The organism is Dysgonomonas mossii DSM 22836 (assembly GCF_000213575.1).
In the GTDB taxonomy this organism is placed as follows: domain Bacteria; phylum Bacteroidota; class Bacteroidia; order Bacteroidales; family Dysgonomonadaceae; genus Dysgonomonas; species Dysgonomonas mossii.
This window is the reverse complement of sequence record NZ_GL892004.1, coordinates 439,417-457,753: the sequence shown is the minus strand read 5'-3', so window position 1 is coordinate 457,753 and position 18,337 is coordinate 439,417. Positions and strand designations below refer to the sequence as shown.

The following is an 18,337-nucleotide window of genomic DNA, read 5'->3' as shown; positions in this document are numbered from 1 at the left end:
CAAATATAAATATTAAAGCTTATAAAAGAATAAAATAGAATAAAAAAAACCTTGTTTTTACAATTTTTCACGTAACCCTTCGTTAGCAAGAATTGTATTCGGAAAAACTTTCCTTGCTTCATCCAGCAAAATCTGATTATCAGGGTATCGTGCCGAGAAATGACCAATCATCATTTTTTTTACATTTGCCAGCTTTGCTATCTGTGCAGCCTGAGAAGCAGTAGAGTGCCCTGTGGCCTTCGCTCTTGCAGCATCTTCGTCTACAAAGGTAGCCTCATGATAAAGCAAGTCAACCCCCTCTATAATAGGTACTATCTTTTCATTGTAGGCAGTATCCGAACAATAAACATACGAACGTGCAGGCTCGGAAGGAGTTGTCAGGTGCGAGTTAGGAATAACCTTGCCCTCTTCTGTTATAAAATCAGCGCCCTTCTTTATATTAGCCAAATCCCGAATCGGGATATTATGAAACTTTATCATCTCAGGAATCAAGTGCGCCTCCTTTTGTTTCTCCCGAAAAAGAAATCCGGCACATGGGACACGATGCTTCAGAGGAATTGTAGTCACCGAAACAGAACGATCATCATATATTACTTCACTCTTTTTAGGGTCGAATGTTTCTATCTTCACCTGGAAAGGATTATCCTTACAAAAGAAATCAATCTCAGGTCGCAAAATTTCTTCCAGTCCCGCTACGGAATATATCGTAATATCTCCTGTACGCCCAAGCAGCCCTAATGTAGAGATCAGCCCGATAAGACCAAAGCAATGATCGCCATGCAGATGAGATATAAAAATACTATTAAGCCTTCCAAACCGCAACTTACTTCTTCGAAATTGCAACTGCGTACCCTCCCCGCAATCTATCATAAAGAGCTTGTCCCTTATATTCAATACTTGTGATGAAGGATTATGCAGAGTCGTTGGAGTAGCCGATCCACAACCCAGTATGTCGAGTTCAAACTTCTCCATTATTCGATATGTATAAGCTTATGAATTTGCAAGCTCAGCTTCCACTGTGAGTTCAACTTTATTTGTTCTACGCAATAATCCACATTCTCCAAGTTGATCTTGTCCCCATCAAAAATCGGACTTAAGAAATAATTGTCCGCCTTTGGAAAAATGGAAGCATCAGGAATTGTATCTCCTACTTTAACTGGAATCCTTATTTCGTTTACTACAGGAATCCTGCTTTTTATCGTTTCATAATCTTGCTTGGGGCTACATGTAATATAATCGATCAACGATGGCACAAGGCGTGTACCATTTGTCTCTATTGCTTGTTTATAGCCGTGCTTTCTGAAAACAGCAAGATATTCATCCTTAAGCTGAATAGTCGGTTCTCCACCTGTCCATATAATCCACTTACAAGGATACTGTTTTATCTCTTCCAGTATTTCATCTATAGTCATCACATCACCGTCGGCAAAGTCTGTATCACAAAAGCTGCAAGCGAGGTTACACTTTGTAAGCCTTATAAATATAGAAGCCTCTCCACTACGTCCTCCCTCTCCCTGCAAGGAGTAGAATATCTCATTTACTATCAGCTTCATATATTGCGGTTGTTTTTGGTGTTTCAGAAACTTCTACAGCGTATAACTCCGGGATATCCGCCACAAATGTATCATATAGATATCGGGCAATATTTTCTGCCGTAGGATTAAAAGACATAACATCATTCAAGTGCCTATGGTCGAGTTTCTCGTCAATATATTTCTTTACACTGTCTAGTTCTCTATAATCCTTTATAAAACCTACTTCATTCAATTCCTTTGACTTCAAATGCACGGTAATAACATAGTTATGTCCGTGTAATCGGGAACAAGGATGCTCCTGAGGGAGTCCCTCAAGAATATGCGAGGCTGAAAAAGAGAACTGTTTACTTATTTTGTACATGTACCTTATTCTAAATTTATTAAATACTAAAAGGTGACAAAAGTAACACCTTTTTCGTTGATTTCATTTGTTACCTTTTTTATCAAAACTACAAATAACCTTTCAAGAGGCTCTCCTCATATCCACACATCTATTAATAGATAATTATTCGAAAGAAATGTATCTATTTGAGTTAATCTCTCTTCGGTATATTTATTTCAGCTTTTTGCAAAAACATCGACTAGTCTCAATATTTTCATATTGATCATAATTAGGTATTTGCACATAGCCGCTTCTCTCATAAAGTCTTATCGCATCGGAGAGCTTGCAGCTGGTTTCGAGAATACACTTTGAATACCCCAACTCTAAAGTCCAAGCTTCTAATTCCTTCAATACATTTGAGGCAATCCTTTTGCCACGGCACTCGGGTCTTACAAACATTCGTTTTACTTCCATCGTATCATCCGAATATTTTTTGATTGCTCCACACCCGACAACTATTCCTTCCGAATAAGCAAGAACGACATTCTTTATAGCCTCCACACCGTTATACTGACTGCATATCGTATGAGCCTCCTTATCCATTACATCTAATTCCACATCGAGATCTTGTATAAGCTCGATAAAATCTTTATTGGACGAATCAGTTCTGATTATTGTCATCGATGCATCTGTTATTTTAAAAAATCATCAAAATAGCGAGTTATATGTTCATGCAGATGCACTCTGTCACACCCTATCATATTATGACCATGCCCCGGATAGATGAAGAAGTCGGGATGCGTTCCTTTCTTTATTGCAGAATTTAGGAATTGCAGGCTTTGTTGCATCACTACTGTCGGGTCTTCGTCTCCATGTATAAGCATCAAGCGTCCTTTCAAATCTCCTGCACCTGCCACCATGCTTGTTTCTTTATATCCTTCAGGATTTTCCTGTGGACTATCCATATATCGTTCGCCGTACATCACCTCGTAATACTTCCAGTCGGTAACAGGTCCTCCGGCTACACCTACCTTGAAAGTCTCGGGATGACGAAGCATCAGATTGAGAGTCATAAAACCGCCAAAACTCCAGCCATGAACGCCTATCCTGTCAGCATCTACATAAGGCAAAGATTTCAAATATTCAACACCTGCCATCTGATCCTGAGTCTCTATAACACCAAGTCTGCGATGTGTGATGTTCTCAAAATCTATCCCTCTATAGCTTGTCCCTCTGTTATCGATTGTAAAAACAATATATCCCTTTTCGGCCATATACACATCCCAACCTCTTGCTTGCCCCAGCCATGAGTTATCTACCAATTGCGAATGCGGACCTCCATAGACATAAACTATTACAGGGTATTTTTTGTTCGGATCGAAGTTCAGAGGCTTAACAATGCGATAGTACAAATCGGTACTATTATCGTTTGCTTTCAACGATCCTAACGTAATTTCAGGCAACTCCACATTCTTGTAAGGGTTCTTAGCTGTATGAAAGATATAGGTTTTATTTGTTTTTGTCTCCGTAACGCCTGCTTTACCCGGATTGTTCTGTGAAGTATAAATATCACATACATATTTTCCCGTAGCACTCAGCATGGCATTGTGCACACCTTCTTCTTTCGACAGCTTCTCTCTCTTTCCGGTTTTCAGATTGAGCTTATAAATATGCCTTTCTATCGGGCTTTCTTCGGTGGATACGTAGAATATAGCTTCTCCTTTTTCGTCAAATCCGAGTACAGAAGTGACATCCCAATTTCCTGTAGTGATTTGCTTTAGCAACTTCCCGCTAGTATCGTACAGATACAAATGATTGTGCCCATCACGTTCACTTTGCCAAATAAATTTATTCGGATCATTTTTCAAAAACAGAACAGGATTTTCAGGTTCTACATATTTCGGATGAGTCTCTGTAAATAATGTCGTCTGCAGTTTTCCCGTCAAAGCGTCGTAGCTTCTTAGCACACATGTATCCTGACCTCTATTTACTTCTGCGATATAAACACTCTTTTCATCGGGACTCCAAGATATATTTGTCAGATATTTTTCTTTCGGTGTGCCTGTTTTAAGAAACACTGTTTCGTGAGTTGCGGGATTAAAAACGCCGACTGTGACATGATGGCTTTTCATCCCGGCCATCGGATATTTTATATTTTTCAGTTGAGCAATACGAGTCGAGATATCGACCAAAGGATAATCTGTCACCATTGTTTCGTCCATACGGTAAAAAGCCAGAAGGTTCCCTTTAGGAGACCAAAAAGTACCTTTATTTATTCCGAACTCATTTCTATGGACAGATTGTCCGTTTACAATACCCTTGTCAGTATCGCTTGTGACATCATATTTTTTCCCGTCAGGAGTTTGTACAAAAAGATTATTTTCTAGGGTGTATGCCAAATTGTTACTTTTATCTGACAGGTCGTGATTCTCCATTTTTTCTGTAGAAGAAAAAGTTCCAGACAGCTTCTTATTTACAAAATCATACAAATAGATCTTTTCAGGAGAAACGATCATCAAATTGTTTGACTCTGGAGAAACAAACTGCACGTAAGTTAAACTCTTAACGCTCTCTCCTTCGCCCAAACCACTATTGGCATTAATATCCTTAACTGTAAGTAAAACCTGAGCTGTTTCCTTTTCCGTATTAGGTGCTATCATAATAGAATCTCCCTTAACGTAGGTAAGTTTATCACCAGCCCAACTTACCCGGCGAGGCATTTCGGCACGATACTTGCTGTACGTTTTACCTCCCGGAATAAGGTCTTCGAGAGATAAAGGAATTTCTTGACTATAAGATTTCATAGGAAACAATATGCTTATAAGAAGGAAAAAAAGAGAACCGAATGATTTCATACAATATCTATTTGTTTTTTTACGAGCAAAGATAATGATTTTAAATGTTTTCGTTTCTTACAAAGAGCATATAATAGTATACCGGACAAGGGAAAGAAAATACAATAACAAGAAAAAGATCAAGGGTTAAATATCAAATATTCTGAATATAAACAACTCTTTTTCAGTCAGAATCTATTTTAATAGGAATAAACAAGTTCATCAGCCTTGCTTAAATTAGTTTTTTTTAGAACAATTTTATTTTTTTAAACGTTTAAATAATAAATAGTATCTTTACACGTTCAAAATATCAAGGGGAAGAAGATATATAACTTAACAAAATCAGGAAGAATGTCTATCTATAATGTATTACGCTACATAGGAATCGTTACACTTTGTGCTACAGTAATGATATCCTGTGACAAAAAAGCGACATCGAAATATGAGATATCGGGAAAACTGGAAAATCTCACAGGGAATTATTTCCTAATGTCTCATGAAGTAGGCGACTCCGTTGTTATAGATACAATTCCGATAAATGCAAAAGGAGAATTTTCGTTCAAAGGAGCGGTTGACACGCTTACAGAAATGTCCCTTTATTTCAATCAGAATACAAAAAGCACCTATATACTTGTAAACAAAGGATGGGATGTAGAACTAAAAGGAGATGCATTATACCCCGACTTGATAAACGTGAAAGGCGGAGATGTGAATAACGACCTCACAACATTTAAGAATCAAAACAAAGATTTGCTAAAAAATCGGGCAGACATTTTGATTGCTGCCGACAGAAAAAATTCAGACAACAACGATACCCTGAAAGTTAAAGACTACGTAGTAGAATTAAAGAATATAAACTTCGAATTATCGAACATTGCGGCTAACTATATAAAAACAAATCCAGAGAAGATAGCAAGCGTGATGTTAATCAACACATTTTTCAAAGACGAATCATCTATTCCCCGCCTCGATGAAAACCTCGCTTTACTAAAAGGAAAAGCGGTTGACTTCCAACTAACTGCTGATCTAAAACAATTCAGAGATAAAGTAAAAAGATCATCGATCGGAGCAATAGCACCCGTTTTTAACCTGAAAGATGTAAATGGAAAAAATGTACAGATGTCCGACTTTAAAGGGAAATATGTACTATTAACATTTGCCTCTACAACTTGTGAAGTATGCAAGTTAGAAAAAAAGGATGCCGTAAAGGTGTATAATGAATTGAAGAAACAGAAAAAGAATATCGAATTCATATCTATTATCAAAGATATAGAAGATGAACCTATATCAAAAAACTTCACAGATTCTGTAAAATGGACTATTATACCCGTAAAAGGCGGATGGTCTGCAAAGGAATTCGATACTTATTATATACGCGAAATACCATACAATGTACTTATATCACCTTCGGGTAATATAACCGATAGAGATTTCCCCGTTACCACTTTAATAAAAAAGATGAATGAGCTGGTTGATTCCGGCAAATAAGTCTTAACACTTAGAGATTCCTTTTTTTTCCTTATATTTGTGTAGTATTAATAAAAGTACAGCTTTACTACTATATACAATATAATAGATGTTAGTCAAAATTTTTGGAGCTGCTGTTCAAGGAATAGAGGCTACACTTATCACCATAGAAGTTAACTGCTCGAAGGGGATTAAGTTCATGCTGGTCGGACTACCTGATGCGTCAGTTAAGGAAAGCCATGAACGAATCATTTCGGCCTTGCAAGTAAACGGATACAAATTTCCAAGACAACAAGTCGTCATAAACATGTCTCCTGCCGATATACGCAAGGAAGGCACAGCTTACGACCTGCCTTTAGCCATCGGTATATTAGCGGCATCAGAGAGTGTGAAGCCTGATAAACTTGAGGAATATATAATAATGGGAGAACTTTCTCTCGATGGCAGCATACTCCCCATTAAAGGGGTTTTACCGATAGCCATAATGGCTCGAACAATGGGATTCAAAGGAATTATACTACCCAATAAGAATGCAAGGGAGGCAGCCGTTGTAAACAATCTTGAGGTATACGGTGTAGATAACATCAAAGAGGTAGTAAACTTCTTTAATGGAAACCACGATCTGGAAAAAACAGTTGTGGACACGCGTACCGAATTCTATAATGCCCAACAACTGTTCGATTTCGACTTCTCGGACGTAAAAGGACAAGAAAACGTAAAGCGAGCACTGGAAGTTGCCGCAGCAGGAGGTCACAATCTCATTATCATCGGCCCTCCCGGTGCAGGAAAATCGATGATGGCTAAACGGATGCCTTCCATCCTACCCCCATTCACTTTGCATGAAGCCCTTGAAACAACAAAGATACACAGCGTAGCCGGAAAGATAGGGACAGAAACAGCACTGATGGCTCAACGCCCGTTCCGCAGTCCGCATCATACAATTTCTGATGTGGCTTTGGTTGGAGGAGGAACATACCCTCAACCGGGAGAAATAAGTCTGGCTCACAACGGAGTATTATTTCTTGACGAATTGCCCGAGTTTAGCAGAAGTGTGCTCGAAGTAATGAGACAACCGCTCGAAGATAGAAGAATAACCATATCTCGCTCAAGGTTTACAGTGGAGTATCCTGCAAGCTTTATGCTGATTTCTTCGATGAATCCGTGTCCATGCGGGTACTACAATCATCCCGAAAAAGAATGTGTTTGCCCCAATGGAGCAGTACAAAAGTACCTGAATAAGATATCGGGGCCATTACTCGACCGGGTAGATATTCATATAGAAATAGTACCTGTTCCATTTGAAAAAATATCGGATAAAACCCCTGCTGAAGCAAGTAACCTCATTCGAGAGCGGGTAATTGTTGCAAGAGAACACCAAAGTAAACGCTTCGAGAATGAAGAAGGTATCTACTGCAATGCTCAGATGACACCGAAAATGCTGGCTAAATATGCTTCACCCGATAACGAGGGATTGCAATTATTAAAAACAGCAATGGATCGATTCAATTTATCAGCAAGAGCATACGACCGGATACTAAAAGTGTCTCGAACCATTGCGGATCTGGATAATTCTGAAAAAATTCATTCAAAACATTTGGCAGAAGCAATAAATTACCGAAATTTGGATAGGGAAACGTGGGCGAGTAAAAAATAAATTAATAAATAAGTAATACTAAAAATCTAGATCATGACTTTTACCGAATTAAGTAATTCCATTTTTGTACAAGTAATAAATGATTACCATAAGGCAGATCATGTTGATACTCCAATAAACAACCCGTTTGAAGAAAAAACTATCGAGTATTTTCTGTACCTCAAAAATTGGATTGATACTGTTCAATGGCATCTGGAAGACATTATTCGCGACCCTGAAATAAACCCAACAGAGGCTCTAAAAATAAAAAGAAGAATAGATAAGTCGAATCAGGAAAGAACCGACTTAGTTGAATTAATCGACAGCTATTTTCTTGATAAATATAGAAATATAGAAATACAACCAAATGCCCGCATCAATACAGAAAGTCCGGCATGGGCTATCGACCGTTTGTCGATACTTGCTCTCAAAATATATCACATGCAGCAAGAGGTAGACAGAAAAGATTCTGATGCAAATCATCACGAACAGGTTTCTAAGAAATTAGACATACTGTTGGCCCAGCGTGAAGATTTATCTACAGCTATTGAAGAATTATTAGAGGACATAGAAGCAGGAAACAAGTATATGAAAGTATACAAACAAATGAAAATGTATAACGACCCTGCTCTTAATCCTGTTTTATATGGAAAAGAATCAAAATAACCTAACACTAATTTTGCAATTATGGCTAAAGTATTAGTAATCCGCACTTCCTCGTTTGGGGATGTTGCAATTCTTGTACCTGTCATTTTTTCTGTTGCAGCAAAGTACCCTCAAGACCGCTTTTCGGTAATGACGCGTAAAGCTTTTGCCCCTCTATTCGAAAACTTAGGCTTCAACATTAATGTTATTCCGGTAGACGTAACGGGCAGACACAAAGGCATAGTAGGGCTGTTTAGAATCATCAGGAGGGTTTTAACCCTTGGCTTTTCGCATGTGGCCGATGAGCATGACGTTCTGAGATCTAAAGTCATCCGTTTCTTTATGAAAATGACAGGGCGCAAAATGGCTTATATAGACAAAGGGCGTAAAGAGAAAAGAGAAATGATTGCCCATAAAAACCTACAGCCCCCTTTAAAAAGTACTATCGAACGATATCAAAAAGTATTTGACGATTTGGGATTTCCTGCTCCCATGATTTTTACGAATATACTACAGTTTATACCAAAAGACTTTTCCAGCTTAAGGGCTATAGCTACCGAAAAAACCGGAAAATGGGTCGGAATTGCTCCTTTTTCTAAGCATAAGGGCAAAATATACCCTTTAGAAAAAATGGAAAAAGTGATTGAGAAACTATCCAAAGACGACAATATTACTATATTTCTGTTCGGCGCAGGGAAAGAAGAAGATAGAGTTCTGTCTAAATGGGCTAAAATGTTTCCAAATACAGTAAATACAATGGGGAAATTAAATCTGGAAAGAGAGCTTATGCTTATATCATATCTAGATGTAATGCTCTCAATGGATTCTGCAAATATGCATCTGGCATCTCTTGTTCAGGTTCCTGTAATCTCAATCTGGGGTGCAACACATCCATCATTGGGATTTTATGGGTTCAATCAGGACTTAGACAATGCGATCCAAATAGATATTAAATGTAGACCCTGCTCGGTATATGGAGACCTACCCTGCCAACGAGAAGATTATGCTTGCTTAGAGAGAATCTCGGAAGATATGGTCGTATCTCGTATTCACCAAGAACTGAATAAAAAACAAGTATGAAAATAGCGATCCTTTCACCATTTTTCCCCTACAGAGGAGGAATTGCCCAATTTAGCGAATTGCTCTACAGAGGGCTATCGGGAAATAATGAGGTGAAGGCATTTTCATTTAAAACATTATACCCTAATTTTCTATTTCCGGGAAAAAGCCAGTATGTCCCAGACAATGAATATTCCGATATAGAAAGCCGTCGTACACTGAACAGCATAAACCCTATCAGCTATATAAAAACAGCAAAAGAAATAAATAAATACAAGCCCGACATACTCATTATCTCCTATTGGATGTCATTTATGGTGCCTGCCTACAGCTCTGTTTGCCTGCTGCTAAACAAGCAGATAAAAATAGTGGCACTTGTACATAATGCGATTCCTCACGAAAAACGATTTATAGATAAACCGTTGACAAAATTATTTTTTGATAGATGTGATGCTTTTATCGTATTAAGTGAAACAGTAAGGAAGGATGTATTATCTCTGTGCAAAGGGGCTAATATTTTTTTACATCCGCATCCAATATATGATAATTATGGCGAAACAATAGAAAAAGAGCGAGCTTGCGATAAATTGGGAATAAGAAGAGACAAAAAGAACCTTTTATTTTTTGGTCTCATACGAGAATATAAAGGCTTGGATTTACTCATAGAAGCTATGGATAAGCTTGATGAGAGCTTCCAGCTCATCATATCAGGGGAGAGCTATGGCGATTTTGAGAAGTATAACAAACTTATCGAACAGTCTCGATTAAAGGACAATATAAGAGTATTTGAGCAATATATTCCGGATAATATGGTCGCTACTTTTTTCTCGGCTGCAGATGTTTTAGTATTACCATATCGATCTGCGACACAAAGCGGAGTTACTGCTATTGCAATACAGATGAAACTTCCTATAATAGCCACGAATGTGGGAGAACTAGGGAATAGTGTAAAAGATGCCCAAATTGGAGTTGTAGCACCAACTGCAACCAATACAGACATCGCCGAAGCTATATTGGAATTCTTTTCGGATAAAAAAAAGATCTCTATCTATAAGGAAAAAATTGAAGAAGAAAAGAAACGATTATCATGGAAAAGCTTCATCCAATTTACCGAATCTTCTTTATCCGGGTTGTAACCACGCCCATCTAGTTCATTCTTAACAATCCATATTTTAACATACAGACAAAAGCTCTCATACCGTCTCGCCAACCTATCTTTTTACCTTCTTCATAAGTTCGCCCATAGTAAGAAATACCTACTTCGTATATCCTCACATTAGGATACCTTGATATTTTGGCTGTCACTTCGGGTTCAAATCCAAAACGTCTCTCTTTCAAAGAAATAGATTTCACTATATCAGTTCTGAACAATTTGTAGCATGTCTCCATATCCGTAAGGTTGAGATTCGTAAACATGTTAGAAACAAATGTCAAAAGCTTGTTGCCAATAGAGTGCCAGAAAAATAAAATCCGATGAGGTTTTCCACCTATAAAACGAGAACCATACACTACATCGGCAAAACCATCAATAACCGGCTTTAACAAAATATTATATTCTTGGGGATCATACTCCAAATCAGCATCCTGAATTATAAGATAATCACCCGTAGCTTCTTTTATCCCTCGGTGTAATGCCGCTCCTTTCCCCATATTAACAGGTTGTTCGAACAGCTTCATGTCACACCCCGAGTGGCCTGCAATATATCTCTTTACAACCTCTATAGTATCATCATTGGAGCAGTCATTTACTATAATAATTTCTTTTTCTATATTATTTATTAGCTGTACATCAAGAACCTTATCGAGTATAAAATGAATTATTCTTGCCTCATTGTAGGCAGGAATGATTATTGACAGTTTCATATTCTTGTTTGCGTTTAAAATAAATATCCTAATGAAATATACATATTTCTTGTTCGGGCTTTTCCATCATTGTATCCGGGTGCAAAATTTCTCAATCCACGATCATACCCTATAGCCAAAACATATCTGTCGTATTCGGCATTAACACCGCCACCTAAACCCCAGTCAAATTTTCCGACACCAACACCGAAGAAGTCCTCTTTCTTTCTAAATTCTTTATCGTCATAAACGTATGTCCAATGCGTTTTACCGCCTAAGCCATATGCCATAAAAGGTCCGACATGAAACATCAGACGAAAATCCCGGTTTATAGGCCACAGGTAGCCAACATGAAGTGGTACTTGCAGATACGCAGGCTTATCATTATTAATAAAATAATGACCTGGAGCATCAGATGTGGCCTCTATATATTCTTTCCCTTTAGCCCCTTTTACTGTATATTCCATACCCGTTATCAAATATATTTTATCTGATAATCTGAAATCTACCGTCACACCTATATTGAAGCCAAATTTAGCATAGCTATCGAGTTCACCCCTTGGCACTCCATCTTGTCCGGAAAGATTTATTCCGGCTCTTACTCCTACAATCGCTACATTATCTTGTGCATTTCCGGCTGTTGCTAGCAGAAGCATTACAGCTAATAATCTTGTTGTTTTGTAAATTGCATTCATTATTATAATCCATTATGTTAAGATTCGGTCAAAATAGTCAATCGTTTTAATCAACCCATCCCTGAGTTGCACCTTAGGTTCCCAGTCTAGCTTTTCTTTTGCTAAAGTTATATCAGGGCGTCTCTGTTTAGGATCATCACTAGGCAAAGGCATAAATATCAGCTTCGACTTTGAACCGGTAAGTTCGAGTATTAAGGTTGCAAGTTCAAGCATTGTAAACTCTCCCGGGTTTCCTGTATTTACAGGACCTACAAAAGAGTCATCAGTGCCCATCATTCGAATCATAGCTTCCACAAGATCATCTACATACTGAAAACTTCTTGTCTGAGTGCCATCACCATATATTGTAATATCTTCTCCCTTGAGTGCTTGTACAATAAAATTGGACACAACCCTGCCGTCATTTGGGTTCATATTAGGACCGTAAGTATTAAATATACGTACAATCTTTATCCTTACTGCATTCTGTCGGTGATAGTCCATAAACAAAGTCTCGGCGCAACGCTTTCCTTCATCATAACAAGAGCGTATCCCTATCGGATTCACATTTCCCCAATAAGATTCGGGCTGAGGGTGTACATTGGGATCACCATATACCTCACTTGTAGAAGCTTGCAGGATTTTTGCTTTCAGGCGTTTTGCCAAACCAAGCATATTGATAGCTCCTACCACAGACGTTTTTATTGTTTTTATCGCATTGTACTGATAGTGTATCGGAGAAGCAGGGCAAGCCAGATTATAGATCTCATCCACATCTACATGAAAAGGATGGACTATATCATGCCTGATTAATTCAAAATAGGGATTATCTAAAAGATGTATGATATTATCTTTTGAGCCTGTAAAATAATTGTCTAAGCATAAAACCTCATTTCCATCTTTCAGAAGTCTTTCACAAAGATGTGAACCAATAAATCCCGCACCACCGGTAACCAATATCTTTTTGCGATTCATTATTTTACAGAAATAGCTGTTATTTAATTTATTCTAAAACACAAAGAAACAAAAAAACTTCACGAATATAGTTTTTTTATTAAAAGAAAAACTACCTAAAGTACAGTTTTGCAATAGTTTGAAATTCCCAAATTCTATTTATGAATTTGATTAGGGAAGTATTCTTATTATTTTATAAAGTTACACGTATGTAAAATCTATCCACTCCTATTTACCAGATACTATTTTTTTAATTTCGTTAAGTTTGTTCAAAGCCTCCATGGGAGTCAGGTTATTAACATCTAATGATTTAATTTCATCTCTTACTTGACTGAGAACAGGGTCATCAAGTTGGAAAAAACTTAACTGATACCCCTCTCTGTTTTCTTTGATATCTTTAATCGGTTTCGATATACCTTGTTTACGGTTATCCGATTCCAATTGTTTTAATATCGAATTCGCTCTTTTAACAATGCTTTGAGGCATTCCTGCCATCTTAGCTACATGTATACCAAAGCTGTGTTCACTCCCTCCGGGAACAAGTTTACGGAGGAATATAACTTTATTATCTATTTCTTTAACCGAGACATTGAAGTTCTTTATCCGCTTAAAGGATTTTTCCATCTCGTTCAGCTCATGATAGTGCGTTGCGAACAAGGTTTTTGCTCTTGCCTTAGGATGTTCGTGAATATACTCAACAATAGCCCATGCGATAGAAATACCGTCATAGGTACTTGTTCCACGCCCTAATTCATCAAACAAAACAAGGCTTTTAGGTGATAAGTTATTCAAGATATCAGAGGCCTCATTCATCTCTACCATAAATGTAGATTCGCCTACAGATATGTTATCAGAAGCTCCTACACGAGTGAATATTTTATCCACCAATCCTATTTGAGCCGATTCGGCAGGGACAAAACTTCCCGCCTGTGCCATCAGTGTTATGAGTGCAGTTTGACGAAGCAATGCCGACTTACCCGCCATATTAGGCCCGGTAATAATTATTATCTGCTGCTTGTTACTATCCAGAGATACATCATTGGCAATATAGCTTTCACCAAGCGGTAATTGTTTTTCTATTACGGGATGTCGACCATTCTTTATCTTCAAAACATCCGTGTCATTTATCTCGGGACGAATATATTTATTCTCTTTTGCTACTTTGGAGAAGGAAAGCAAACAATCGGTCTGAGCAATAAGGCTTGCATTTGCCTGTATTGCGGGTATATACTCTACAATGCTAAGAACAAGTTCATTGAATAGATTAGACTCCAAGGCCTGAATTTTTTCTTCAGCACCCAGTATCTTTTCTTCATATTCTTTCAGCTCCTGAGTAATGTAACGCTCTGCATTTACCAATGTTTGCTTGCGTATCCAGCCTTCAGGGACTTTATCTTTATGAGTATTTCTGACTTCAATATAATAGCCAAATACGTTATTAAAACTGATCTTGAGAGATGATATACCAGTAGCTTCAGTTTCTCGTTGCTGTATCTTTAATAAGTAATCTTTTCCTGAATAGGCTATATCTCGAAGCTCGTCCAGTTCCGGATTTACTCCTTTTCTTATTATATTCCCTTTATTAATCAAAGAAGGGGGATCGGGTTGCACTTCTTTTTCGATACGATCATGTATTACCGGACAAGGGTTGAGCCTTTCTCCTATTTCCCTCAAGCTTGGTTCGTCCGAAGCCAAGAACGCATTTCGTATCGGTTCTATCGCTTTCAATGCCACCTTAAGTTGAACGATTTCGCGCGGAGAAACTCTGTTTACGGCAACCTTAGATATAATCCGTTCCAAATCTCCGATCAACGCAAGCTGTTCTTCGAGCAAAGTTTTCAGTTCGATGTCCTTAAAGAAGTATTCCACAACCGACAGGCGGCTATTGATAGGTTTTACATCTTTGAGGGGGAATACAAGCCAGCGACGAAGCATGCGTGCCCCCATTGGTGAGACTGTCTTGTCCAAGATGTCCAACAGGCTTTTGCCTCCTTCGTTCATCGTTGAGATAATTTCAAGGCTACGCACTGTAAACTTATCCAAGCGCACATATTTATCCTCCTCTATACGAGAGAGAGATGTTATATGCCCGATATGAGTATGTTGAGTAACATCCAGATAATGAAGAATAGTTCCTGCAGCAATAACTCCGTTTGTAAGATGCTCCACACCGAAACCTTTCAGATTGCGGGTTTCGAAATGTTTCAAAAGGCGACCTTTGGCTGTATCTTCGGTAAACACCCAATCGTCGAGCTGGAAAATAAAAAAACGAGACCCAAACGACTCTTCAAACATTTTTTTCTTACTTCTCTCTAAGAGCACCTCTTTAGGAGAAAAGTTTGTAAGAAGTTTATCTATATATTCTTTTGTACCTTCTGCAACCAGAAATTCTCCGGTAGAAATATCCAAAAAAGAAACTCCACAAGTGTTCTTTGCAAAATGAATGGCACAAAGGAAATTATTCTCTTTATGATTTAGTATATTATCATTGATAGAAACCCCGGGGGTAACAAGCTCGGTAATACCTCTTTTTACAAGGTTCTTGGTTTGCTTCGGGTCTTCCAATTGGTCACAAATAGCTACACGCCTTCCGGCACGTACCAACTTTGGCAAATATGTATCCAATGCATGGTGTGGAAATCCTGCCAATTCTACAAACTGAGCAGTACCGTTTCCTCTACGTGTAAGCGTGATTCCCAATATCTCGGCAGCATCGATAGCGTCATCCGAAAATGTCTCGTAAAAGTCTCCTACTCTGAACAATAATATGGCATCAGGATGTTTGCTCTTGATCTCAAAATATTGTTTCATCAGTGGGGTTTCAGCTACCTTTTTTGACACAGTATTTATATAGTTTAGATGTTTTTATGAATCAATTATAAGAAAACAAAGATAGAAAAAAATAAATGAAAGTGTGATGAATGTTTATTTTGGCTTCGAAAAACGGAGTTAAAACTTATTTGCTTTTTATCTTTTCAAATCCTTTTACAGTTTAATTGCCATCCAGTTGTCTATATCATAATTTATTTTATTTAACCATAGAAATATATTCTATAGGAAAATATATGTTATATTTGTAGCTGTTTTTAGAAAAAGAAAAAAACGATGAAAAAGCATATAAAGAAGTGGATAGCTACTCGTTCTTTGCAATTTATTTTAGGTATCTTTATCGTGGCAGTAAATACTTCCTGCTGCGTAACAGGATATTGCCAGATAGATGAGAATCAGCAATATGCCGGATCGAAAGAAATAAACAAAGAAAAATAATACAAATAGAATGAGATTATTATTACTAGTATTGATCGCAGGAATCTCGCTTACAACTTATGCTCAAACCAATAACAGTAAGACAGAGGAACCTGCTAAAACAGAAAACAAAGTGAAAACAATACATTTAAATAAAATAGATTTTTTAAAGAAAGTAGCTAATTACGAAGCCAATCCAAGCGAATGGAAATACTTGGGAGACAAACCCGCCTTAATAGACTTTTATGCAGACTGGTGTGGACCATGCAAAGCTGTAGCTCCTGTTTTGGAGGAATTAGCAAAAGAATATGATGGGGAAATATATATTTACAAAATAGATACAGAAGCAGAGCTTGAGTTATCCGCTCTATTTGGAATCAGAAGCATCCCAAGCCTGCTGTTCGTCCCGATGAGCGGAACACCGCAGATGGCACAAGGTGCCCTCCCTAAAAATGCCCTCAAAGAGGCTATAGATAAAGTGTTGTTAGAAAAGGAATAAAAGACTTTCGTATAGGACATAAAAAAAGGACTTCAAGTTGAAGTCCTTTTTTATATTTTGTCAATATCTTATTCCCACTCGATAGTTGCCGGTGGTTTTGACGATATATCATAAACGACACGATTTACACCTTTCACCTTATTGATAATCTCGTTAGAGACTTTAGCTAAAAACTCATAAGGCAAGTGTGCCCAGTCGGCAGTCATAGCATCTGTAGATGTTACGGCACGCAGAGCTACCGTATTCTCATAGGTACGTTCATCTCCCATTACTCCCACCGAGCGGATTGGCAATAATATTGCTCCTGCCTGCCATACTTTATCGTACAGTCCCCATTCGCGTAGCATAGAGATATAGATATCATCAGCATTCTGAGCAATCTCAACCTTCTCGGGAGTAATATCGCCAAGGATACGAATTCCAAGACCCGGACCCGGGAATGGATGACGTTTGATAAGATTTTCCTTCATGCCCAGCTCAAGACCTACACGACGCACTTCATCTTTAAATAACAGGCGAAGAGGTTCTACCAACTTCAAGTGCATCTTTTCAGGTAAACCACCAACATTATGATGCGATTTGATTACTGTACCTGTTATCGACAAAGATTCTATAATGTCAGGATAAATAGTACCCTGCCCCAGCCATTTTATATCGGTGAGCTTATGTGCTTCTTCATCAAAAACATCAATAAAACCTTTACCTATTATCTTACGCTTTTGCTCAGGATCAGTAACCCCAGCAAGAGCTTTATAGAAACGATCTTTAGCATTAACGCCTATCACATTAAGGCCAAGATGCTCATAATCTTTCAAAACGTTTTCGAATTCGTTCTTACGAAGCAAGCCATGATCGACAAACACACACGTAAGGTTTTTACCGATTGCCTTATTCAATAATACTGCCGTTACAGAAGAGTCTACTCCTCCTGATAATGCAAGAATTACTTTGTCGTCTCCTAATTGTTCTTTGAGCTCTGCGACAGTCGTATCGATAAAAGAAGCAGGCGACCAGTCGCGCTTCATCTTACATATATTCAAGAAATTGCTTAATATGCGTGTACCATCTGTGGTATGAAAAACTTCGGGATGGAATTGCACAGCCCATGTAGGCTCTCCATCTATTTTGTATGCTGCAGCCTCTACATCACCTGTACTGGCTATAGTTTTAAAATCGTGAGGAAGAGATGTTATCGTATCTCCATGTGACATCCACACCTGCGTACCTGCTTGTATTCCATCAAAGAGAGGCTCCGAAGAGTCTATTTTGGCAAGATGAGCACGACCATATTCGCGAGAGTCGCTTTTCTCTACTTTTCCGCCCGATGTATAAGCCAAATATTGTGCTCCGTAACAAATACCCAGAACAGGATAGTTTTTTCTTATTTCACTAAGTTCAGGTTTAAACGCATCAGAGTCGTTTACCGAAAATGGACTTCCCGAAAGAATAACTCCTTTTACAGTTTCATCTCCGAATGGAAATTTATTGTAAGGCACTATCTCGCAGTATGTATTGAGTTCTCTTACTCTGCGACCAATAAGTTGGGTGGTTTGTGACCCGAAATCAAGAATAATGATTTTTTCGTGCATAAATATAGATAAGTAAGGGATGTTTATTTAATGCGCAC

Annotated in this window: 17 protein-coding genes; 7 read left to right on the top strand and 10 right to left on the bottom strand. The window is 38.1% G+C overall.

The window, feature by feature from the left end; genetic code table 11:
* Positions 1-57 precede the first annotated feature (57 nt).
* The 5 genes from HMPREF9456_RS01860 to HMPREF9456_RS01840 form a co-directional block, all read right to left on the bottom strand.
* Positions 58-972 (bottom strand): ribonuclease Z, encoded by a 915-nt coding sequence (locus tag HMPREF9456_RS01860; RefSeq protein ID WP_006841751.1) that lies wholly within the window; start codon positions 970-972, stop codon positions 58-60.
* Entirely contained in the window at positions 972-1,553 is a 582-nt protein-coding gene (locus tag HMPREF9456_RS01855; protein WP_006841750.1) for a 7-carboxy-7-deazaguanine synthase QueE, read from the bottom strand. The genes HMPREF9456_RS01860 and HMPREF9456_RS01855 overlap by 1 nt, the downstream gene beginning before the upstream one ends.
* Complete coding sequence (gene queD / locus HMPREF9456_RS01850; RefSeq protein ID WP_006841749.1) at positions 1,534-1,896, bottom strand: 6-carboxytetrahydropterin synthase QueD; 363 nt, start codon at positions 1,894-1,896, stop codon at positions 1,534-1,536. Before queD ends, HMPREF9456_RS01855 begins: the two co-directional genes overlap by 20 nt.
* A gap of 192 nt (positions 1,897-2,088) precedes the next feature.
* Positions 2,089-2,538, bottom strand: a complete 450-nt coding sequence (locus HMPREF9456_RS01845; RefSeq protein WP_006841748.1) for a GNAT family N-acetyltransferase — start codon at positions 2,536-2,538, stop codon at positions 2,089-2,091.
* Positions 2,539-2,549: 11 nt separating this feature from the next.
* Entirely contained in the window at positions 2,550-4,712 is a 2,163-nt protein-coding gene (locus HMPREF9456_RS01840; RefSeq protein ID WP_006841747.1) for a S9 family peptidase, read from the bottom strand.
* A gap of 330 nt (positions 4,713-5,042) precedes the next feature.
* On the opposite strand from HMPREF9456_RS01840, the gene HMPREF9456_RS01835 reads away from it, so the two are divergent.
* The 5 genes from HMPREF9456_RS01835 (at position 5,043) to HMPREF9456_RS01815 (ending at position 10,631) form a co-directional block, all read left to right on the top strand.
* The gene (locus HMPREF9456_RS01835; RefSeq protein ID WP_006841746.1) at positions 5,043-6,179 is read left to right on the top strand and encodes a redoxin domain-containing protein; all 1,137 of its coding nucleotides are present in this window, start codon (positions 5,043-5,045) and stop codon (positions 6,177-6,179) included.
* 88 nt (positions 6,180-6,267) lie between these two features.
* Positions 6,268-7,812, top strand: a complete 1,545-nt coding sequence (locus HMPREF9456_RS01830; RefSeq protein WP_006841745.1) for a YifB family Mg chelatase-like AAA ATPase — start codon at positions 6,268-6,270, stop codon at positions 7,810-7,812.
* A 33-nt stretch (positions 7,813-7,845) separates the two neighbouring features.
* On the top strand, positions 7,846-8,457 hold the full coding sequence (locus HMPREF9456_RS01825) for a DUF4254 domain-containing protein (protein ID WP_006841744.1): 612 nt from the start codon (positions 7,846-7,848) through the stop codon (positions 8,455-8,457).
* A 21-nt stretch (positions 8,458-8,478) separates the two neighbouring features.
* A complete protein-coding gene (locus HMPREF9456_RS01820) occupies positions 8,479-9,516 on the top strand; it encodes a glycosyltransferase family 9 protein (protein ID WP_006841743.1) in 1,038 nt (345 codons plus the stop codon).
* Positions 9,513-10,631, top strand: coding sequence for a glycosyltransferase (locus HMPREF9456_RS01815; protein ID WP_006841742.1), 1,119 nt, complete (start codon positions 9,513-9,515; stop codon positions 10,629-10,631). The genes HMPREF9456_RS01820 and HMPREF9456_RS01815 overlap by 4 nt, the downstream gene beginning before the upstream one ends.
* Before the next feature lie 10 nt (positions 10,632-10,641).
* On the opposite strand, the gene HMPREF9456_RS01810 is transcribed toward HMPREF9456_RS01815, so the two are convergent.
* From HMPREF9456_RS01810 to mutS, 4 genes are all read right to left on the bottom strand, one after another.
* Positions 10,642-11,358, bottom strand: coding sequence for a glycosyltransferase family 2 protein (locus tag HMPREF9456_RS01810; RefSeq protein WP_006841741.1), 717 nt, complete (start codon positions 11,356-11,358; stop codon positions 10,642-10,644).
* 14 nt (positions 11,359-11,372) lie between these two features.
* Positions 11,373-12,032, bottom strand: a complete 660-nt coding sequence (locus HMPREF9456_RS01805) for a porin family protein (RefSeq protein WP_006841740.1) — start codon at positions 12,030-12,032, stop codon at positions 11,373-11,375.
* 12 nt (positions 12,033-12,044) lie between these two features.
* A complete protein-coding gene (locus tag HMPREF9456_RS01800; protein ID WP_006841739.1) occupies positions 12,045-12,986 on the bottom strand; it encodes a UDP-glucuronic acid decarboxylase family protein in 942 nt (313 codons plus the stop codon).
* Between the two features lie 207 nt (positions 12,987-13,193).
* A complete protein-coding gene (gene mutS, locus HMPREF9456_RS01795) occupies positions 13,194-15,776 on the bottom strand; it encodes a DNA mismatch repair protein MutS (protein ID WP_018074685.1) in 2,583 nt (860 codons plus the stop codon).
* 294 nt (positions 15,777-16,070) lie between these two features.
* Between mutS and HMPREF9456_RS17330 the strand changes: the two genes are divergently transcribed.
* Together HMPREF9456_RS17330 and trxA are read left to right on the top strand one after the other, a co-directional pair.
* On the top strand, positions 16,071-16,232 hold the full coding sequence (locus tag HMPREF9456_RS17330; protein WP_006841737.1) for a hypothetical protein: 162 nt from the start codon (positions 16,071-16,073) through the stop codon (positions 16,230-16,232).
* A 10-nt stretch (positions 16,233-16,242) separates the two neighbouring features.
* A complete protein-coding gene (gene trxA / locus HMPREF9456_RS01790) occupies positions 16,243-16,710 on the top strand; it encodes a thioredoxin (protein WP_006841736.1) in 468 nt (155 codons plus the stop codon).
* A gap of 68 nt (positions 16,711-16,778) precedes the next feature.
* On the opposite strand, the gene guaA is transcribed toward trxA, so the two are convergent.
* The gene (gene guaA, locus HMPREF9456_RS01785; protein ID WP_006841735.1) at positions 16,779-18,299 is read right to left on the bottom strand and encodes a glutamine-hydrolyzing GMP synthase; all 1,521 of its coding nucleotides are present in this window, start codon (positions 18,297-18,299) and stop codon (positions 16,779-16,781) included.
* Positions 18,300-18,337: the final 38 nt, after the last annotated feature.

What these genes read in the sequence shown, in the direction of transcription:
- HMPREF9456_RS01860 (WP_006841751.1), bottom strand. Translation starts at nt 972, where the DNA reads ATGGAGAAGTTTGAACTCGACATACTGGGTTGTGGATCGGCTACTCCA.
- HMPREF9456_RS01855 (WP_006841750.1), bottom strand. Translation starts at nt 1,553, where the DNA reads ATGAAGCTGATAGTAAATGAGATATTCTACTCCTTGCAGGGAGAGGGA.
- queD (WP_006841749.1), bottom strand. Translation starts at nt 1,896, where the DNA reads ATGTACAAAATAAGTAAACAGTTCTCTTTTTCAGCCTCGCATATTCTT.
- HMPREF9456_RS01845 (WP_006841748.1), bottom strand. Translation starts at nt 2,538, where the DNA reads ATGACAATAATCAGAACTGATTCGTCCAATAAAGATTTTATCGAGCTT.
- HMPREF9456_RS01840 (WP_006841747.1), bottom strand. Translation starts at nt 4,712, where the DNA reads ATGAAATCATTCGGTTCTCTTTTTTTCCTTCTTATAAGCATATTGTTT.
- HMPREF9456_RS01835 (WP_006841746.1), top strand. Translation starts at nt 5,043, where the DNA reads ATGTCTATCTATAATGTATTACGCTACATAGGAATCGTTACACTTTGT.
- HMPREF9456_RS01830 (WP_006841745.1), top strand. Translation starts at nt 6,268, where the DNA reads ATGTTAGTCAAAATTTTTGGAGCTGCTGTTCAAGGAATAGAGGCTACA.
- HMPREF9456_RS01825 (WP_006841744.1), top strand. Translation starts at nt 7,846, where the DNA reads ATGACTTTTACCGAATTAAGTAATTCCATTTTTGTACAAGTAATAAAT.
- HMPREF9456_RS01820 (WP_006841743.1), top strand. Translation starts at nt 8,479, where the DNA reads ATGGCTAAAGTATTAGTAATCCGCACTTCCTCGTTTGGGGATGTTGCA.
- HMPREF9456_RS01815 (WP_006841742.1), top strand. Translation starts at nt 9,513, where the DNA reads ATGAAAATAGCGATCCTTTCACCATTTTTCCCCTACAGAGGAGGAATT.
- HMPREF9456_RS01810 (WP_006841741.1), bottom strand. Translation starts at nt 11,358, where the DNA reads ATGAAACTGTCAATAATCATTCCTGCCTACAATGAGGCAAGAATAATT.
- HMPREF9456_RS01805 (WP_006841740.1), bottom strand. Translation starts at nt 12,032, where the DNA reads ATGAATGCAATTTACAAAACAACAAGATTATTAGCTGTAATGCTTCTG.
- HMPREF9456_RS01800 (WP_006841739.1), bottom strand. Translation starts at nt 12,986, where the DNA reads ATGAATCGCAAAAAGATATTGGTTACCGGTGGTGCGGGATTTATTGGT.
- mutS (WP_018074685.1), bottom strand. Translation starts at nt 15,776, where the DNA reads ATGAAACAATATTTTGAGATCAAGAGCAAACATCCTGATGCCATATTA.
- HMPREF9456_RS17330 (WP_006841737.1), top strand. Translation starts at nt 16,071, where the DNA reads ATGAAAAAGCATATAAAGAAGTGGATAGCTACTCGTTCTTTGCAATTT.
- trxA (WP_006841736.1), top strand. Translation starts at nt 16,243, where the DNA reads ATGAGATTATTATTACTAGTATTGATCGCAGGAATCTCGCTTACAACT.
- guaA (WP_006841735.1), bottom strand. Translation starts at nt 18,299, where the DNA reads ATGCACGAAAAAATCATTATTCTTGATTTCGGGTCACAAACCACCCAA.